This is a genomic window from Streptomyces flavovariabilis, assembly GCF_000725785.1.
Classification (GTDB): domain Bacteria; phylum Actinomycetota; class Actinomycetes; order Streptomycetales; family Streptomycetaceae; genus Streptomyces; species Streptomyces hawaiiensis.
Map to the genome: position 1 here is coordinate 142565 of NZ_JNXD01000027.1, position 15519 is coordinate 158083.

The window sequence follows — 15519 nt, forward strand, 5'->3', positions numbered from 1 at the left end:
CTCGATGCCCGCGCCCTCCTCCTCGTCCTCGCGCCCCGGCCGCCGTGCCCGTCCCGATCGTGAGCGGGCGGCTCCTCTCGACGCGCCGGGCCGACACCGTACCGGCGCATGTTTGTGCGCGGAAAACGCATCATCAGAGCAGGTCAGAAGGGTTATCCCCGGCCTAGTCTCGACACCGCAGCACAGACCGTCACGGCGTCGGCAAACCGCCGCCGGACGCGGGAACAGGCGGAGGAGCACATGACATCGATCAAGCACGTGGGCGTCGTCGGCGCCGGGCAGATGGGCCGGGGCATCACCGAGGTCTGCGCCCGGGCCGGGCTGCACGTCACCTTGTGCGACGTCACCGAGGACAGGGCCCGTGCCGGGCTGACGGGCGTCGCCGACTCACTGCTCAAGGCGGAGAAGCACGGCGCCATCGGCCCGGAAGACCGCGCCCACGCCCTCGCCGGAGTCTCGGTCACCGCCGACCTCTCCCGGCTGTCCGGCGCCGACCTGGTGATCGAAGCCGCCGTCGAGGACGAGCGGGCCAAGACGGAGCTGTTCCAGCAGTTGGACAAGGTGATCACCAACCCGTCCGCCGTGCTGGCCAGCAACACCTCCTCGATCCCCATCGCCCGGCTCGCGGCCGTGACCGGACGTCCTCAGGCGGTGGTGGGCCTGCACTTCTTCAACCCGGTCCCTGCCATGCCGCTGGTCGAGGTGATCCCCTCGATGCACACCTCCAAGGCCACGGAACAGCGCGTACGCGCCTTCGCCGCCGAGACCCTGGGCAAGAAGACGATCGTCACTCAGGACCGCGCGGGCTTCGTGGTCAACTCTTTGCTGGTTCCGTACCTGTTGGCAGCGGTGCGCATGGTCGGTTCCGGCACCGCGACGGCCGAGGACATCGACACGGCCATGACCGCCGGCTGCGCCCACCCCATGGGCCCGCTGCGCCTCGCCGACCTCATCGGCCTGGACACGGTGGCGGCGATTGGCGAGGCCCTGTACGAGGAGTACCGCGAACCGCTGTACGCCCCGCCCCCGCTCCTGCGCCGCATGGTCGAATCGGGCCTGCTGGGCCGCAAGTCGGGACAGGGGTTCTTCAACTACCAGGCGGCCTGAGGGAACTACCAGGCGGCCGGAGGGAACTGCCAGTGGCCTGAGGGCACCGGCCGCCCCGAACGCCGGCGTTCTCGCACTACGGCCGTTGACGCCGTCGGCCAGCCGCCCGCGCAGCCCGGGGGCTCATGCCGTAGGCCGCCTTGAAGGCGTGGCTGAAGTGGGCCGGGTCGGAAAAGCCCCAGCGTCCGCCGATGGCGCCGACCGGAAGGTGGTCCATGGCCGGATCTGCGAGGTCGCGGCGGCACCGTTCCAGACGCTGTTCCCGGATCCAGCCCGAGACGGTGTGCCCCTGTGCGGCCAGCAACTTGTACAGGTAGCGGCGGGAGATGCGGTGGGCGGCCGCGATGCCTTCGGGGCTCAGCCCGGGGTCGGTGAGCCGCTCCTCCATGTAGTCGAGGACGCGCTGGGTGAGCACGTCCGGGCGGTCCTCCTCGGTTGTCCGGTCCGCCCCGGCCTGCTCGGCGAGCAGGGCTCCGATCAGACCGACCACGTGGTCGGCGAGCCGGGGCGTGCCACAGGACTCCAGATGTCCCATCTGCCGCGCCAGCCCGTACAGGAGGGGCTGTACGACTTTGCCGAGCCCGTCGCGGCACGGCACCGGTGTCGCCGTCACCCGCGCCAGGTCACGCTCCGTGACGCGCAGCATGGCGCGGGGGAACATCAGGACGAGGCCGGTGTGGGACTGCCGCAGGTCGTAGGTGAAGGGCGAGCGGGTGTCGTAGACCACCATTTCCCCCGGGCGCACCTGGGCCTGACGATCTTTCTGGGTGAGCACCCCCTGCCCGCTGAGCTGCAGCGTGAGCTGGAGGAGATCGGGCGCGTCGGAGGCGATGTGCCGTCGGGTGCGCGCGACGCTGTGCGGTTCGGCCGTGATGACCGACATCTGTACCCGGCCCACCTGCGCGGCGTGCAGCGACGCGCGGAAGTCGGAGCACTCGCGCGGCAGGACCGCCATGGGCACGAGACTCCGGCTGACGGCGTCCCGCCAGGATTCCAGTCTCTCGCCGGCCGTGGCATCGCTCGGCGTCGTCATCCGGGGCATTCTGCTCTCCTCCCGGCCCATCCGGCCCCCGGGGTGCGGAAGCGGACCGGCCCGGCCCTCCTCCTGGCCGGAGTGTAGGACACTCCGGGGGATATCCGACCCGCTCTGCGACCGACCACCTTTTGCGGGACGTTCCGCCGCTGTGGCCGGCCGGGAGCTGTTCTCACCCAAGCAAAAACCTGTGCCCCCGCACACAAGCAGCGCCTGTGCTCCGCCCCACATCATTCGGGCAGCGAACGGGACGCGTCGGCGGCTCTTGGACCGCCCTCCGTCTCACGCAGGAGCGGCAGTGCCGACATCCCGGACCGCCCCGCGCGGCCCGGAAGGTGCTCGCCACGACGTTCCGCAGCCAGCGACACCCGGGATTCCCCCTTCAGCCATCGGCGGTCGTCTCCGACCGCGGCCATGCACAAGGACACATCATGACGACATTGCTCCAGCCCCCCGCACCCTCCGCCCGGGCAACCGACGACAGCCTGCTCGGCCGTGTCCGCGCGCACCTGCCCGAGATCGCGGCGCGGTCGGCCGAGGCCGAGGCGGCCCGGTCGGTTCCCGCGGAGATCATCACGGCCCTGCGTCAGGCCGGCGTGTTCCGCATGAGCCTGCCCACGGCATGGGGCGGCTCGCAGCTCGACCTGGTGGAGAGCGCACGAGTGATCCGGGAGATCTCCCGGGCCGACGGCTCGACCGGCTGGACCGTTCAGGCCGCCTCGATGGCCTGGTTCTTCGTGCGGTCGCTGCCTGGGGAGACGCTCGAGAGAGAGGTCTTCGGCGACGGCGCCGACCTGATGCTCCGCGGGGCGATCGCCCCGAAGGGGACGGCGACGCCGGTGGCGGGCGGCTACCGGATCAGCGGCCGCTGGCCGCTGGCCAGCGGCTCGTTCAGCCCGGACTGGATGCTCGCGGGCTTCGTGGTCGAGGGCGCGCCCCCGCTGCCCGACGGGCGCCCCGACATGCGCGTCGCGCTGATCCGCCCCGAGCACGTGACCTTCCTCGACACGTGGGACGCGGTGGGCCTGCGCGCCACGCAGAGCACCGACTTCACCATGGACGACGTCTTCGTGCCGGAGCGCTTCACGGGCCCTCTGTCGGGCGGCAACAACATCCCCGCTCCCTTCTACGACCTCCCGTACACGGCCACGGGCGCCTCGCACGACGCCGTCATCGTCGGCTGTCTGGAGGGTGCGCTGGGCGACTTGGCCGAACTGGCCGCCACCAAGCGGCCGGCGTTCAACCCGAGGGTCGTCATCGGTGAGGATCCGGTGTTCCAGGAGAGGTTCGCGGAGCTGTACCTGCGTACGACGGCGCTCAACGCCCTGCTGGAGCGGACCGGCCGTACGGTCATGGACCGGGCCCTGGCGGGAGAGGAGCCCACTCCGGCCGAGTGGTTCGGCTACACCGGCAGCCATCAGCACATCCATCACGAGGGAATCCGGATCCTCAACGAGATCATGACGTTGTCGGGCAGCTCCGGGCTCTACAGCTCCAGCCCCCTGCAGCGTCGCTGGCGCGATGTCCGCTGTGTCTCCCAGCATGTGGCCGGGAACAACGGCTCGATGCGTCGCCTCGGCGCGGTCCTGTCGGGTCAGGAGGTCACCGGATGAACCCGCTCGTCGCGACACCGATGGATCCCGCCGTGCTGCGCCAGGCGTTCGGCTGTTTCCCGTCCGGGGTGACAGCCCTGTGCGCGCTCGACTCCGGTACGCCGGTGGGCATGGCCGCGAGTACGTTCACCCCGGTCTCCCTCGACCCCCCTCTGGTGTCGGTCTGTGTCCAGGACACCTCGTCGACCTGGCCGAAGCTGCGCGGGCAGAGCCGTCTGGGCCTGAGCGTGCTGGCCGAGGACCAGGACCTGGTCTGCCGCTCGCTGGCCGGAAAAGGCGGGGACCGGTTCGCGGACGTCGACTGGGAGGCCGGCGAGGGCGGCAGCGTGTACATCCGCCGTGCCAACCTCTGGTTGGACTGCTCGCTCCACGCGGAGTTCCCCGGAGGGGACCACACCATCGTCGTGCTGGAGATCCACGGTCTGAAGGCCGAACCCGACCGTGCGCCGCTGGTCTTCCACGGCAGCCGCTTCCGGCGCCTGGCCGCGTGACGACCGGTTGACGGGCCCGCGGGGGCTCCCCGGCCTGCTCCGTGCACGCGACGCAGGTCGAGGGGCTCCCGCTGGCGATCCGCACTGGCGGCGCTGCGGCAGCTAGAACAGGATGCTCGTCGTCCAGTCGGGCGGGAGGGGCGACGCTGTGGCCTCTGCGGCCGCGGGTGGAGGCGGGGTGCAGCGGGGCGGCGGGGCGGGGTGCAGACCGAACAGCGAACCGGCGGCCTCCGCCAGCGCCGCGGCGCATCGCACTGCCGCCTCCGGCGGGACAGTTATCCGTCGCAGGGCGCCGGCGCACGCGTCCTCCACCAGGTCCAGCTGTCTCGACAGCTCGACCGGCCGGCCAGGGCGGCCGACGCCCGCCAGGTCGGTCAGCAGCTCTCGTGCCTTGTGCTGCACGGCGGCCAGAGCGTCCCATCCCCGTGAAGGGAGTACCGGCCGGAGTCCCTCGGCCCCGGCGACGTGCAGGCCGAGCGCTCCGTGGAGCTGATCGCCGATGCGGGCGTGCCACAGTGTCAGCTCACCGGGCCGATCGGCTCGAAGGCCGGCGAGAACGACGAGCAGTGCCGCCGCTCCCGTCGCCCAGTCGTCGAACCCACCCGCCCCTCGTGGAGAGCCGGGTGGGAGGAAGGGACGGAGTGAGTCGAGGGCCTGTGCGGCCGATTCAGCCGCACTCTGGCAGGCATGGGTACGTCACCGCTTCGTCGAGATGGCCGGCCCGGGGAGCGCCCTGCTCCCCCAGCCGACGGCGCACCACGTCAGCCGGCTGTGCGGCGGGCCGTCACTTCCTGCGTGAGCTGGGGCGCCACCGCGAACAGGTCTCCCACCACGGCGTAGTCGGCAAGGCCGAGAATCGGGGCCTCCGGGTCCTTGTTGACGGCGACGATCGTCTTGGAGGTCTGCATCCCGGCGAGGTGCTGGATGGCCCCGGAGATCCCCAGGGCGACGTACAGCTGCGGGGAGACGGACTTTCCGGTCTGCCCGACCTGGAACTGGTGCGGGTAGTACCCGGCGTCGACCGCGGCGCGCGAGGCGCCCACCGCACCGCCCAGGGCGTCGGCCAGCTCCTCCACCACCTTGAAGCCGTCCGCTCCCCCGACACCACGGCCGCCGGAGACGACGACGCTCGCCTCGGTGAGCCCCGGCCGGTCGCCGGCGGGCGCGGAGCGCCTGGCAGTGACACGGGCGGACGCGGCGGGGTCGGCCGCCGGAAGGGCGAGTGTCCGCCGCACGGCCTGCCCCGGATGCTCCTCCGGTTCGAAGGCCCCCGGGCGTACGGTGATCACCGGTACGCCCCGGGTGACCTGCGAGCGCACGGTGTACGACCCGCCGAAGACGATCTGGGTGGCCACCCCGGAGGAGTCCAGGTCGACCGCGTCGATCAGCAGCCCGGCGTCCAGCCGCGCGGCGAGACGCCCGGCCACCTCGTTGCCGTCCGCCGTCGCGGAGACCAGAACGGCGGCGGGAGAGACTTCCCGGACCGCGAGCTGAAGGGCGTCGACAGCGGGCGTGGCCAGGTACTCGGCCGCGTCGGTGGATTCCGCCGCGTGGACGGTTGTGGCGCCGTACCGGGCCAGGGACTCCGCGAGGCGGGCCGCTGTGCCGGGGGTTCCCACGACGACTGCGGCCGGGTCTCCCAACCGCCTTGCGGCGGCCATGAGTTCGTGCGTGGACTTGTGAACACGTTCCCCGTCGTGGTCGACGAGGACGAGGACATGGGGCATGGGGTGCCTTTCTTGTTGCGGAGCGATTCGATTCAGAGGAGCTTCTGGGCAATCAGGTGTTCGATGAGCTGTCGGCCGGCCGAGCCGTCGTCCGTGACGCGGATCCCCGCACTCCGGGCCGGACGCGGGAGGACCTCCATCACGCGGGTGCGGGGCACTCGGAACCCGGCGTCATCCGCGTCGGGGAACAGGTCGTCGAGGTCGACCGTCTCCACCGGCTTCTTCTTGGCGGCCATGATCCCCTTGAACGAGGGGTAGCGCGGCTCGTTGATCTTCTCGGTGACGCTGACCAGCGCGGGCAGCGATGCCTCCAGCGTCGCCTCGCCGGTGTCGGTCTCCCGTTCGGCTCGCACGTGTCCCCCCTCCACGTCCAGTTCGCGCGCATGTGTCAGCTGCGGCAGACCGAGCAGGTCGGCGACGATGGCGGGGACCGCGCTCGCCTGTCCGTCGGTGGTCGCGTCGCCCGCCAGGACCAGGTCGACCTCCTCCACCGTCCGCACGGCGGCCGCCAGCACCTTGGCGGTGGTCACCACGTCGGCGCCGTGGAGCCGGTCGTCGCAGATGTGGATCGCGCGGTCGGCGCCCATCGCCAGAACCTTGCGGATGGCGTCGAGGGCGGAGTCGGGCCCCATGGACACGACGGTGACCTCGGCGTCCGACGACTCCTTCAGCCGCAGGGCCTCTTCCGCGGCGCGTTCATTGATTTCGTCGAGCACCAGGTCGGCGCCCTGGCGGTCAAGGGTGTGATCGTCGGCGGACAGGGTGCGTTCGGCTCCGGTGTCCGGTACCTGCTTGACGAGTACGACGATGTTCACGGTCGTCTTCCTTCAGCCGGGGCGGTCAGCGGAACGCCGGGTATCCGGTGATCGCCTGGCCGACGACCAGCGTGTGCATCTCGTTGGTGCCTTCGTAGGTCATCACCGACTCCAGGTTGTTGGCGTGGCGCAGCGGCGAGTACTCCAGGGAGATGCCGTTGGCCCCCAGCACGGTGCGGCATTCGCGCGCGATGGCGATCGCTTCGCGCACGTTGTTGAGCTTGCCGACGCTGATCTGCTCGGGCCGGATGCGGTGCTGGTCCTTGAGCCGGCCCAGATGGACGGCGAGCAGCGCGGCGTTGCCCAGGGACACGCTCATGTCGGTGAGCTTCTTCTGGGTGAGCTGGAAGGCGCTGATCGGCTTGTCGAACTGAACGCGGGAGTCGGCGTACTCGATGGCCGCCTGGAGCGAGTCACGGGCGGCGCCGACCGCGCCGAACAGGATGCCGAAGCGGGCCTCGTTCAGGCAGGACAGCGGTCCGCGCAGGCTCTCCGCCAGCGGCAGCCGCGCAGATTCCGGCAGCCGTACGTTGTCGAAGTACAGCTCGGAGGTGATCGAGGCACGCAGCGACATCTTCTGCTTGATGTCCTGCGTGGTGAAGCCGGGAGTGCCACTCGGCACGAGGAAGCCACGGACGCCTTCCTCGGTCTGCGCCCAGACGGTGGCCACGTCGGCGATGCCGCCGTTGGTGATCCACATCTTGGAGCCGTTGAGGATCCAGTCGTCGCCGTCGCGGACGGCCCGAGTGCGCATCCCGGCGGGGTTGCTGCCGAAGTCGGGCTCGGTCAGGCCGAAGCAGCCGATCGCCTCACCGGCGGCGAGCCGGGGCAGCCACTGAAGCTTCTGCTCCTCCGAACCCCACTTCCAGATGGAGAACATCGACAGCGAGCCCTGCACCGAGACGAAGCTGCGGAAACCGGAGTCCGCCGCCTCCAGTTCCAGGCAGGCCAGGCCGTAGGAGACGGCGTTGGTGCCGGCACAGCCGTAGCCCTCCAGATGCATGCCGAGTACGCCCAACTTGCCAAGTTCAGGGGCGAGTTCGCGGGCGAAGTGCGCGTTCTCGAACCACTCGCCGAGGTGCGGGCGCACCTGGTCGGCGAGGAACTTGGCGACGGTGGACTGGATCTCCCGTTCCTCGTCGGTGAGGGTGGAGGAGAAGTCGAGCAGGTCGAGCGGGTCCTTCAGCGGCTTGCGGCTCATCGTGGGCTCCTGGCGGTGACGGTGGTGGGTGAGGTCGGGGGGCTGGTGTCGAGGCGGGGGTCGGTCACGTGACCGGGCCCTCGGGTTCGGTGGCGGAGTCGGAAAGACGGTCGAGGATTTCTGCGGTGTGCTGACCGAGGCCTGGCGGCGGCAGGCGGTACTGCGCGGGTGTGCCGCTCAGCGCGATGGGGCTCGCGACCTGACGGAAGGGCCTGCCCTCCGCCCCGTCGGCGGGTGCGGCGGGGATGTCGACGATGCCGGGAAGGCCGAGCTTCGCCGCGAAAGCGAATGCCTCGTCGAGGGTGTTGACCGGTCCGGCGGGCACGCCCGCGGCCAGCAGGACCGCCGACCAGTGGTCGGCGTCGGCGACGCCCAGCCGTTCGGTCAGCAGATCCTTGAGTTCGGCGCGGTGGGCGACGCGCTCGGCGTTGGTGCGGAAGCGGTCGTCCAGCGCGAGACCGGGATCCTCGACGGCCTCGGCGAGCGCCGCGAACTGCCGGTCGTTGCCCACCGCGATCGCGAGCGGACGATCGGCGGTGGGGAAGGTCTCGTACGGGGCGATGCTGGGGTGTGCATTGCCGAGGCGGCCCGGCACCACGCCGGCGACGGCGAACGCCGACGCCTGGTTGACCATGGCCGACAGCAGCGAGCCGAGCAGGTTCACCTCGACCAGTTGGCCCTCCCCGGTGGCGTCCCGGTGCCGGAGGGCTGCCAGGATGCCCAGCGAGGCGTGCAGGCCGGTGATCACGTCGACGAGTGCCACGCCGGTCTTCACCGGCTCCCCGGCCGCGTCTCCGGTCACGCTCATCAGACCGCCGACGGCCTGCACGAGCAGGTCGTATCCGGGGATCGCCGCGCCCGCACCGCTGCCGAAGCCACTGATCGAGCAGTAGACCAACCCCGGGTGCAGGGCGCGCAGTTCGCGAGGGCCGAGCCCCAGCCGCTCCATCGTGCCGGGACGGAAGTTCTCCACCAGCACGTCGGACGCGGCCACCAGGGCACGGGCCTGTTCCCGACCGGCCTCGGTCGTGAGGTCCAGGGCGACGGACTTCTTGTTCCGGTTCACGCTCAGGAAGTACGTGGAGGTGCCGTCGTGGTCCGCCGGCGGGTGCCAGGCCCTGGTCTCGTCCCCGGCACCCGGCCTCTCCACCTTCACCACCTCGGCGCCGAGATCGGCGAGGAGCATCGTGGCGTAGGGCCCTGCGAGAACCCGGGAGAAGTCGGCGATGCGCAGCCCTTCCAGCGCACCGCGCACCGCACCTTCGCGGCCGATGCCGGCCCGTTCGTCCGGCGCGTCGTACTGGGTGCCCACGCACCCTCCTCTCTTGTCGTACCGGCCTGCGAACACCGCTCCGTCCGAGCCGTCAGCCCTCACCACCAGCGCTCCGAAGACATCGCCGGGTGGGTGAGCTCGACGACGGGCAGGCCCTGACCGACAGGGGCGGCCGTCCGTACGACCCTCACCCTGGCGCCGATCCCGACCACGACCGGCTCCGTCGCCGTGACCTGGCAGAGCAGGTTGAAGCCTTCGTCCATCGCGACGAACCACGTGTGATGCGGAGCGTGGCCGGTTCGGCGGACGACGGCTCCGGTGCCGGCGCTGCGCTCGCGTCGGAAGGCGGTGGATCCGCAGGCCCGGCAGAACGACCGGCGGTAGGCGGGGGTGCCGCACCAGAGGCACCGCTGGAAGAACAGCTCGTTGGTGGCGGCAGCCGCTTCGTGCTCCCCGCGCTCGGTGGTTTCACGGGTGTCCGTGTGGAGCATCACGACCTCCTGCGCTCAGTCGACGACCGGAAAAAAGGGGGGACCGGGAAAGGGGTGTCAGGCATCCGGTCCGGCTCCCTCACCCTGACCCCGCCGAGGAGTGGCGGTCAACGACGAGCTGACGCATCTTTGTGCGCGGAAAACGTTCCATTCACGGAGGTCGGAGCGGGTTTCCTGGCGCTACTCTCACGGCGTGGCCCCGTCAGCGGTGCGGTGGTTGCCCACGTTCAGGACCCTGGCCGTCGGCGTAGGCCGGCACTGTGCGCCGGAGCAGACAGCCGCGGTCTTCACGCGACGGGATGCTGACGGCGGGCGTTCCTGGACGAGTCGACCGACACGACCGCCATGGCGCCGAGGTACAGCCCCGGTAAAGGAGCATCGGCTTTGTGGAGCGGCCAGAGGAGGCGAGGGGAATCCGGCGAGCCCAGCAAGCCCCGGCACGGCTCTCAGCGCCGAGGACCGGGTGCTCGCTGCGACGCTGCAACGGGCGGTGCATGAGCAGCAGACGTACTGGCCCGCACCAACCGGCTCTTCACGGACCTCGGCATCGACCCGCTCGCCACGTGCTGCTGCGTGTGGCTGGATCTGGAAGCCGAAACCGCCGAGATCTCCTCCGCCGGGCATCCGGCTCCGCTGCTCGGCCGCCCCGGCGATCGCTTCGCGCCGCCCGATCTCCCCCAGGGGACACCGCTGGGCGTGCGGCCTGACACCTCCTACCGGTCCGTACAGATCCCGCTCCCGGAGGGGACCGTCCTGGTGCTTTACACGGACGGACTGGTGCACTCCCACTCGATGGACCTCGACGAGGGAGTCGCCGCGCTGCACGCACGCCTCGCGGCGTCCGGCGACCTGCGGCTGGAGGTACTGGCACGAACAACGCAACTCGCACAGTGCTCTCGCCGGCACACTTGAGGCCCTCATAAACGCTTTGCCAGCGTCGGCATGGTGCCCGCACGCACTTCCGCCCCCAGAACTATGGTGTCCGGCCACATACGCCACTGACCTGCGGATTCCTACGGTATGGCGGCACGAAACCGTCCCCGCCAACCGCATGGAAGTGGTGCCGATGTCCTCCCCCGCGACCGCTCCCCCACCCCCCGCCAGCCTCAAACGCATCGTCGCCGCCAGCCTCATCGGCACCACCATCGAGTGGTACGACAACTCATTCGGTCGGGGCTAGGACCTGCGGTTTTCCATGGTTCCGACCCTCGAAGTCAGCACGGAACCAGCACGGGGATGTGGCGTGCTGATGCGATCGCGTACCTCTTGATCGCCGTAGGCCGGGCCGAGAGCCTCGTCCATGACCAGGATCCGGGACATGCCGCTGAACAGGACGGTCAGCGTGGCGGGTGAGGAGGTCTCGCCGAGGGGCGACCCGCAGGCACCGCAGGCCTGTGGTCGGTGAACAGTGATGAACTCAATCGTGAGCACAGAGCCGTGCGGTTCCCTGCCCGGTTCCCACAGGGCACGCACCGGCCGGAGCTCTTCCAGACGTCGCGGGTCCGCCTCCGCACCCACGCCCGAAAATGGCCCAGAACAGTTCGCCGATGGTGCCGTAGTAGGAGACAAACGCCGGATGGGGAGCCGCCGCGGGCGGTGACCTTGCGGATCGTGACTCGCCCTGCCCGCGTCCGCCGTGACTTCCGGCACATCTGTTGGAAGGCCGCCCGCCCGGCCGGAGCACCGAAACCTGCACGGCCCCGACCCCTGGACGACCGCGAGGCCGCAGGAACACCGCCCCAACCCGATGCCACGACGTGCACATACCAGGACGAATCGGTAGCTATGCCAAGGTGTGCCCTCCCGACCGCCCACCTGGCTCTCGCCCGGTGACGGGTTCTCGGGCTGCCGGACGTGGTGGCTGAGAATGGTCTATTGCGGGTGTGACAGGTGATGCTTGGTGCCGATGTCACGGATACGGCGCTTGGTTGTGCTGGTCCGGCGGCTGAACCTGATCGGCAGTGCAAATCTGAGAGGGCGGCGGGGCGTGGAGTTGCTGGACGGGTCGGATCCGGAAGCTCTCGGTGGCTATCCACTGCTGGCGCGACTCGGTGAGGGCGGAATGGGGCGGGTGTATCTGTCCCGGACGGTGTCGGGGCGGCCGCTGGCGCTCAAGACGGTGCGTGGCGAGATCGGACGGGGACCGGGGTTCGAGGAGCGGTTCGCGCGGGAAATCCGTAACAGCGACCGGGTGCGCTCGCCCTGGACGCCTGCGGTGGTGGACTACAGCCCTCCGGGGCAGCGCCCCCAGTGGCTCGCCACCGAGTACGTGGCAGCGCCGTCCCTGGCGGAGTGGGTGCAGCAGTACGGCCGGCTGTCCGAGCCGTGCGTCCTGGCACTGGCGGCCGAGCTTTTCGGGGCGCTGGCAGCGGTACACGGGGCGGGACTGGCCCACCGGGATGTCAAGCCGTCCAATGTGCTGTTGGGCCGCCGTAGTCCTCTGCTCATCGATTTCGGGATCGCGCGCGCGAGGGAGGACACGCGTCACACGAGGACGGGCGGTGTGATCGGTTCTCCCGGCTATCTGGCGCCGGAGCAGGTGAGTGCCGGGGAATCGGGTGCACCGGGCGACGTCTTCTCGCTGGCTGCGGTACTGGTGTACGCGGCGACGGGGCGGGGCCCGTTTTCCAACCCGAACGACGAGTTCTCGCCCGCTGTGCTGCTCTACCGCATCGTGCATCAGGAGCCGAACCTCGACGGCGTTCCGGCGGCCCTTGTCCCGCTCCTGCGGTCCTGTCTGGCCAAGGACCCCGAGCAGCGGGCCACGCTCGACACCGTCAGCGTGCTGTTGGAACGCATGGGCGGCCGGTGCGGTACCTGGCCGCAGTTGCTGCCCGAAGGGCTGGAGAAAGATCTCGCCGTGCGGGAGGAGGAGGCGCACGCGTTGATCTCCGCAACAGTGCAACCGCCGTCTGTGGCGGCTGTGTCACGTGAGCCCGAAGACGGCTCGGCTTCCGCCGACGCACAGACCGCCGTCCTGCCGCGTGTCGACGCCGTGCGACGGTGGGTGTCCGGCCGTACCGGCCGGGCGGTTGCCGGAACCATGGCCGTGGCCTTGATGGCCACGGCGGGCACGTTCCTCGTGCGGCATTTCTCCGACGACGCCTCCGACGGGACGCCTTCGCCGTCATCCACTGCCACATCGCTTCCCGAGGCCTGGGCAGGTACATGGGTCGGCACCGGGCCGGGCAATCCCACCCCTGACGGCTTCACCGAGCCCCGCACCGACCGGTTCAGCGTCACTTTGACTCTCCACCCGGCACAACGGGGTGAGCTGGCGGGCAAGCAGGTCAGCAGGGTGACCGAAGTGGACACCAAACGTGAGCTGGGATGCACCGATACCCTGCGACTGCAGGAGATACGCAAGGCGTCGATGGTCCTCAAGGCGGTCAGCAGCCACTCCACCGAACAGGGGGCCGAGGTCCCCTGCCCCAACGGCAGTATCTACGTCGTCACGATGACCGACCGAGACACCCTGGGCCTGCGCGACGAAGGTCACCAGTCCGCCGGGGCGCCGTCCACCCTCACCCGGCGCTGACGGCTGAGCCCGCCGACCCCGGTGCCGGGCCCTTCCCGTCCGGCGCCGGGGTCGCTGAGGTTGTGACGCTCCGTTGCCTCCGCCCTCCGTACGGACTTCCAGCTGCGACCTCTGATGCGGGTAAGGTCGGTCGACAGCTGCTCGACGTCGTAGGAGACCTCGACCAGGTCGGCGGCGTGCTGCGCGGCCTCCAGCGTGGTCGCCACCACAACGGCGACCGGCTGGCCGAAGAACCGGACGGCGTCGTCCTGGAAGACGCGCAGCCGCCGGCCCGGAACGGGTCCCGGGTTGTCGCGGTAGGTCGGCGTGGGCTTGTCGAGGCGGCTGATCACGCCGAGGACGCCGTACTGGGCGGACGCACGACGGCGGCGACGACGTCACCGGGGCCGCTGCGATGAACCCGGCCGTGTCCGCATGGCTCGCTCTCGTCCACCGCGCGTTCCTCAAGCCCCGGCGAAGACGTGCTCGTCCCTGGGCGCCACCCGCTACGCGGGGTAGATGGCCGTCCGGCTCGCCCGCCTTCCCGACGTGGGTACCTCACCGCGGCGGGAGGGCAGGGCCGGAGCGCGGCAGCGTCTTCGCCCTCGCAAGGCCAACCCATCCTCAACTCGGCGGACTGGAGATCGTGGGTCGCCCTGCCTCCACGGCCTCGGCGACCCGGGCCGTCGTCTCCCGCAGCCACATGTGCGCCGCGTCATGCATGTGGACCGGATGCCACCACAAGGCCTGCTGGATCGGCACGGCGTCATAGGGCGGTTCCATGATGCGGACGTGTGCGAGTCCGTCCAGCTCGTCGGCGAGACGCCTCTGCAGGAGAGCTACCCGGCGGGTGCGCGCGACCAGGAGTGGCATCAGCTGGAAACTGTCCACGGAGACCGCCACGCGCGGCTCGATGCCGAGCGTGGCGATCTGGCGGGCGGCGGGGGCGTCGTAAGCTCGTTGGTACGTCACCCATGGCAGGCGGGCCAGGTCGTCGAGGGTTGCTCCTCGGGCAGCGCCACCCACAGCTGGACGCCGTGGATGACCGTGGTGTCCGGGGCGGAGATCTCCGAGTGGGCGATGCTGTAGCCGCCGGTCATGAGGTTCATCTCGCCGGGCCGGATCAGGGCGCGGGTGCCGAGCGTGTCCTCGTGCTCGATCTTCCCGTCGAACAGCCAGCTCACCGTCTGCAAACCGGTGTGCGGATGCGGGGCGACGTCCATACCGCCGGTCGCGGTGGCGTCGATCGGACCGTAGGCGGACCATCCACGACACGCAGTACGTGAGTGGTGCCCTACTCGAACTGCACTGCAAGGGACATCTGCTCGGCCCCCAGCCCTGGACGCGATCCGTTGTGCGGGCACGGGCCCGTCGGCATCACTGACCGCAGGGTCCCGCGTGATCGCAGTACGGCTGGAGACGGGTCTGCCCGCAGCCGCACAGCACGACCCTGGTCTCGGCGCGCGGACCTTCCGGTGTGTCCACCCGCAGCTCGCCGCGCACGGTGAGCTGCGTGGTGGAGCTGTGCGTGATCCGCGTGGGTCGCTCCGGGATCTCCGTCCCGCCGTCCGCGAGTTCGTACTGCAGCGCACCCGAGGGGCAAAGCCGCACCACTTCGGCGAGGCGCTCGGCCGGGGCACCGTCGGGCCGGATTCACGGCCGCGCAGCCGTGTCGAAGACTTCCGGCAGACCACGGACGCATTCGGTGGCGTGCAGGCAGCGCCTGGCCTCGAAGGTCACGGTGATCGACTCGCTCTTGTACGCCTTCTTCGCAGGCCTGTCGCTCATGCCGGCTCCATCGCCGCCCTGTGCGGCAGTGCTAGTCGCTGACCTTGCTGCGGGACTGGTACAGCAGGTCCTGGTACTCGGGATGACGAGCGATCCAGCCCGCGAAGAAGGGGCAGGTGGCCAGAACACGCAGTCCCGAGGCGCGCGCTTCGTCAAGAGCGGTGCGGGCCAGCGCGGACCCGACTCCCCTGCCCTCCTATTCCGGTGCGACCTCGGTGTGCACGAAGGCGACGAGTTCCGTCGTACGAATGTATTCGGCGACACCCGCGACCCGGAGCTGTCCGTCGACCCGGGCCTCGTAGCGCTTCGCCTCGGGCCGGTCGCTGACTTCGACCGCCATACGTGCTCCTCTTGGACCTGACCGCGCTCGAATCGACAGGAGACCCGGTCGGCCAGGACGTAAGACTATCGGCGTAGTTGTTGATGTATCAACCTGACGCGACCCAGACGCTTTCGTGTCGCC

13 protein-coding genes and 5 pseudogenes are annotated in these 15519 nt (G+C 70.3%); 6 read left to right on the top strand and 12 right to left on the bottom strand.

The features are described from left to right. The first annotated feature begins 240 nt into the window (after positions 1-240). A complete protein-coding gene (locus IO24_RS0135005; RefSeq protein WP_031143029.1) occupies positions 241-1107 on the top strand; it encodes a 3-hydroxybutyryl-CoA dehydrogenase in 867 nt (288 codons plus the stop codon). A gap of 76 nt (positions 1108-1183) precedes the next feature. On the opposite strand, the gene IO24_RS0135010 is transcribed toward IO24_RS0135005, so the two are convergent. Then, positions 1184-2140 (bottom strand): AraC-like ligand-binding domain-containing protein, encoded by a 957-nt coding sequence (locus IO24_RS0135010; protein ID WP_052686597.1) that lies wholly within the window; start codon positions 2138-2140, stop codon positions 1184-1186. A 431-nt stretch (positions 2141-2571) separates the two neighbouring features. Here IO24_RS0135010 and IO24_RS0135015 point away from each other — a divergent pair, with 431 nt between their 5' ends. Next, positions 2572-3753 carry an acyl-CoA dehydrogenase family protein gene (locus tag IO24_RS0135015; RefSeq protein WP_031143031.1) on the top strand — a complete coding sequence of 394 codons (1182 nt, stop codon included), beginning with the start codon at positions 2572-2574 and terminating at the stop codon, positions 3751-3753. Beyond that, positions 3750-4244, top strand: coding sequence for a flavin reductase family protein (locus IO24_RS0135020; RefSeq protein WP_031143032.1), 495 nt, complete (start codon positions 3750-3752; stop codon positions 4242-4244). The genes IO24_RS0135015 and IO24_RS0135020 overlap by 4 nt, the downstream gene beginning before the upstream one ends. A 102-nt stretch (positions 4245-4346) precedes the next feature. Here the strand turns inward: IO24_RS0135020 and IO24_RS45335 are convergent, their stop codons facing one another. The 6 genes from IO24_RS45335 to IO24_RS42235 form a co-directional block, all read right to left on the bottom strand. Continuing rightward, positions 4347-4646 (bottom strand): hypothetical protein, encoded by a 300-nt coding sequence (locus IO24_RS45335; protein WP_157851305.1) that lies wholly within the window; start codon positions 4644-4646, stop codon positions 4347-4349. 359 nt (positions 4647-5005) lie between these two features. Next, positions 5006-5971 carry an electron transfer flavoprotein subunit alpha/FixB family protein gene (locus IO24_RS0135035; protein WP_031143038.1) on the bottom strand — a complete coding sequence of 322 codons (966 nt, stop codon included), beginning with the start codon at positions 5969-5971 and terminating at the stop codon, positions 5006-5008. A gap of 32 nt (positions 5972-6003) precedes the next feature. Then, positions 6004-6786, bottom strand: coding sequence for an electron transfer flavoprotein subunit beta/FixA family protein (locus IO24_RS0135040; protein WP_031143041.1), 783 nt, complete (start codon positions 6784-6786; stop codon positions 6004-6006). A gap of 25 nt (positions 6787-6811) precedes the next feature. Beyond that, positions 6812-7987 (bottom strand): acyl-CoA dehydrogenase family protein, encoded by a 1176-nt coding sequence (locus IO24_RS0135045; RefSeq protein ID WP_031143044.1) that lies wholly within the window; start codon positions 7985-7987, stop codon positions 6812-6814. Positions 7988-8051: 64 nt separating this feature from the next. Next, the gene (locus IO24_RS0135050; protein ID WP_037669298.1) at positions 8052-9242 is read right to left on the bottom strand and encodes a CaiB/BaiF CoA transferase family protein; all 1191 of its coding nucleotides are present in this window, start codon (positions 9240-9242) and stop codon (positions 8052-8054) included. 116 nt (positions 9243-9358) lie between these two features. Next, on the bottom strand, positions 9359-9751 hold the full coding sequence (locus IO24_RS42235) for a Zn-ribbon domain-containing OB-fold protein (protein ID WP_045297009.1): 393 nt from the start codon (positions 9749-9751) through the stop codon (positions 9359-9361). Positions 9752-10261: 510 nt separating this feature from the next. Here IO24_RS42235 and IO24_RS0135060 point away from each other — a divergent pair. The 3 genes and pseudogenes from IO24_RS0135060 (at position 10262) to IO24_RS42240 (ending at position 13289) form a co-directional block, all read left to right on the top strand. Beyond that, positions 10262-10663, top strand: coding sequence for a PP2C family protein-serine/threonine phosphatase (locus IO24_RS0135060; RefSeq protein WP_078899492.1), 402 nt, complete (start codon positions 10262-10264; stop codon positions 10661-10663). 708 nt (positions 10664-11371) lie between these two features. Further along, positions 11372-11616: pseudogene (locus IO24_RS47455) on the top strand (hypothetical protein); the annotation flags it as partial. Between the two features lie 65 nt (positions 11617-11681). Then, a complete protein-coding gene (locus IO24_RS42240; RefSeq protein WP_234335352.1) occupies positions 11682-13289 on the top strand; it encodes a serine/threonine-protein kinase in 1608 nt (535 codons plus the stop codon). Positions 13290-13408: 119 nt separating this feature from the next. Here IO24_RS42240 and IO24_RS43695 read toward each other — a convergent pair. The 5 genes and pseudogenes from IO24_RS43695 to IO24_RS41240 form a co-directional block, all read right to left on the bottom strand. Continuing rightward, a pseudogene (locus IO24_RS43695) lies at positions 13409-13654 on the bottom strand (xanthine dehydrogenase family protein molybdopterin-binding subunit); the annotation flags it as partial. 238 nt (positions 13655-13892) lie between these two features. Then, positions 13893-14321: pseudogene (locus tag IO24_RS41230) on the bottom strand (LysR substrate-binding domain-containing protein); the annotation flags it as partial. After that, positions 14237-14491: a pirin family protein gene (locus tag IO24_RS42500; protein ID WP_063768083.1), complete on the bottom strand. Its 255-nt coding sequence runs from the start codon at positions 14489-14491 to the stop codon at positions 14237-14239. The pseudogene IO24_RS41230 and the gene IO24_RS42500, both read right to left, overlap by 85 nt. A gap of 154 nt (positions 14492-14645) precedes the next feature. Beyond that, positions 14646-15056: pseudogene (locus IO24_RS41235) on the bottom strand ((4Fe-4S)-binding protein). A gap of 31 nt (positions 15057-15087) precedes the next feature. After that, positions 15088-15396, bottom strand: a pseudogene (locus IO24_RS41240) (GNAT family N-acetyltransferase). Positions 15397-15519: the final 123 nt, after the last annotated feature.

Bases quoted from the DNA above. Each gene is read 5' to 3' on its own strand.
- IO24_RS0135020 (WP_031143032.1), top strand. From the start codon at position 3,750: ATGAACCCGCTCGTCGCGACACCGATGGATCCCGCCGTGCTGCGCCAG.
- IO24_RS0135045 (WP_031143044.1), bottom strand. From the start codon at position 7,987: ATGAGCCGCAAGCCGCTGAAGGACCCGCTCGACCTGCTCGACTTCTCC.
- IO24_RS42235 (WP_045297009.1), bottom strand. From the start codon at position 9,751: ATGCTCCACACGGACACCCGTGAAACCACCGAGCGCGGGGAGCACGAA.
- IO24_RS0135035 (WP_031143038.1), bottom strand. From the start codon at position 5,971: ATGCCCCATGTCCTCGTCCTCGTCGACCACGACGGGGAACGTGTTCAC.
- IO24_RS0135005 (WP_031143029.1), top strand. From the start codon at position 241: ATGACATCGATCAAGCACGTGGGCGTCGTCGGCGCCGGGCAGATGGGC.
- IO24_RS0135015 (WP_031143031.1), top strand. From the start codon at position 2,572: ATGACGACATTGCTCCAGCCCCCCGCACCCTCCGCCCGGGCAACCGAC.
- IO24_RS42500 (WP_063768083.1), bottom strand. From the start codon at position 14,491: ATGGACGTCGCCCCGCATCCGCACACCGGTTTGCAGACGGTGAGCTGG.
- IO24_RS0135010 (WP_052686597.1), bottom strand. From the start codon at position 2,140: ATGACGACGCCGAGCGATGCCACGGCCGGCGAGAGACTGGAATCCTGG.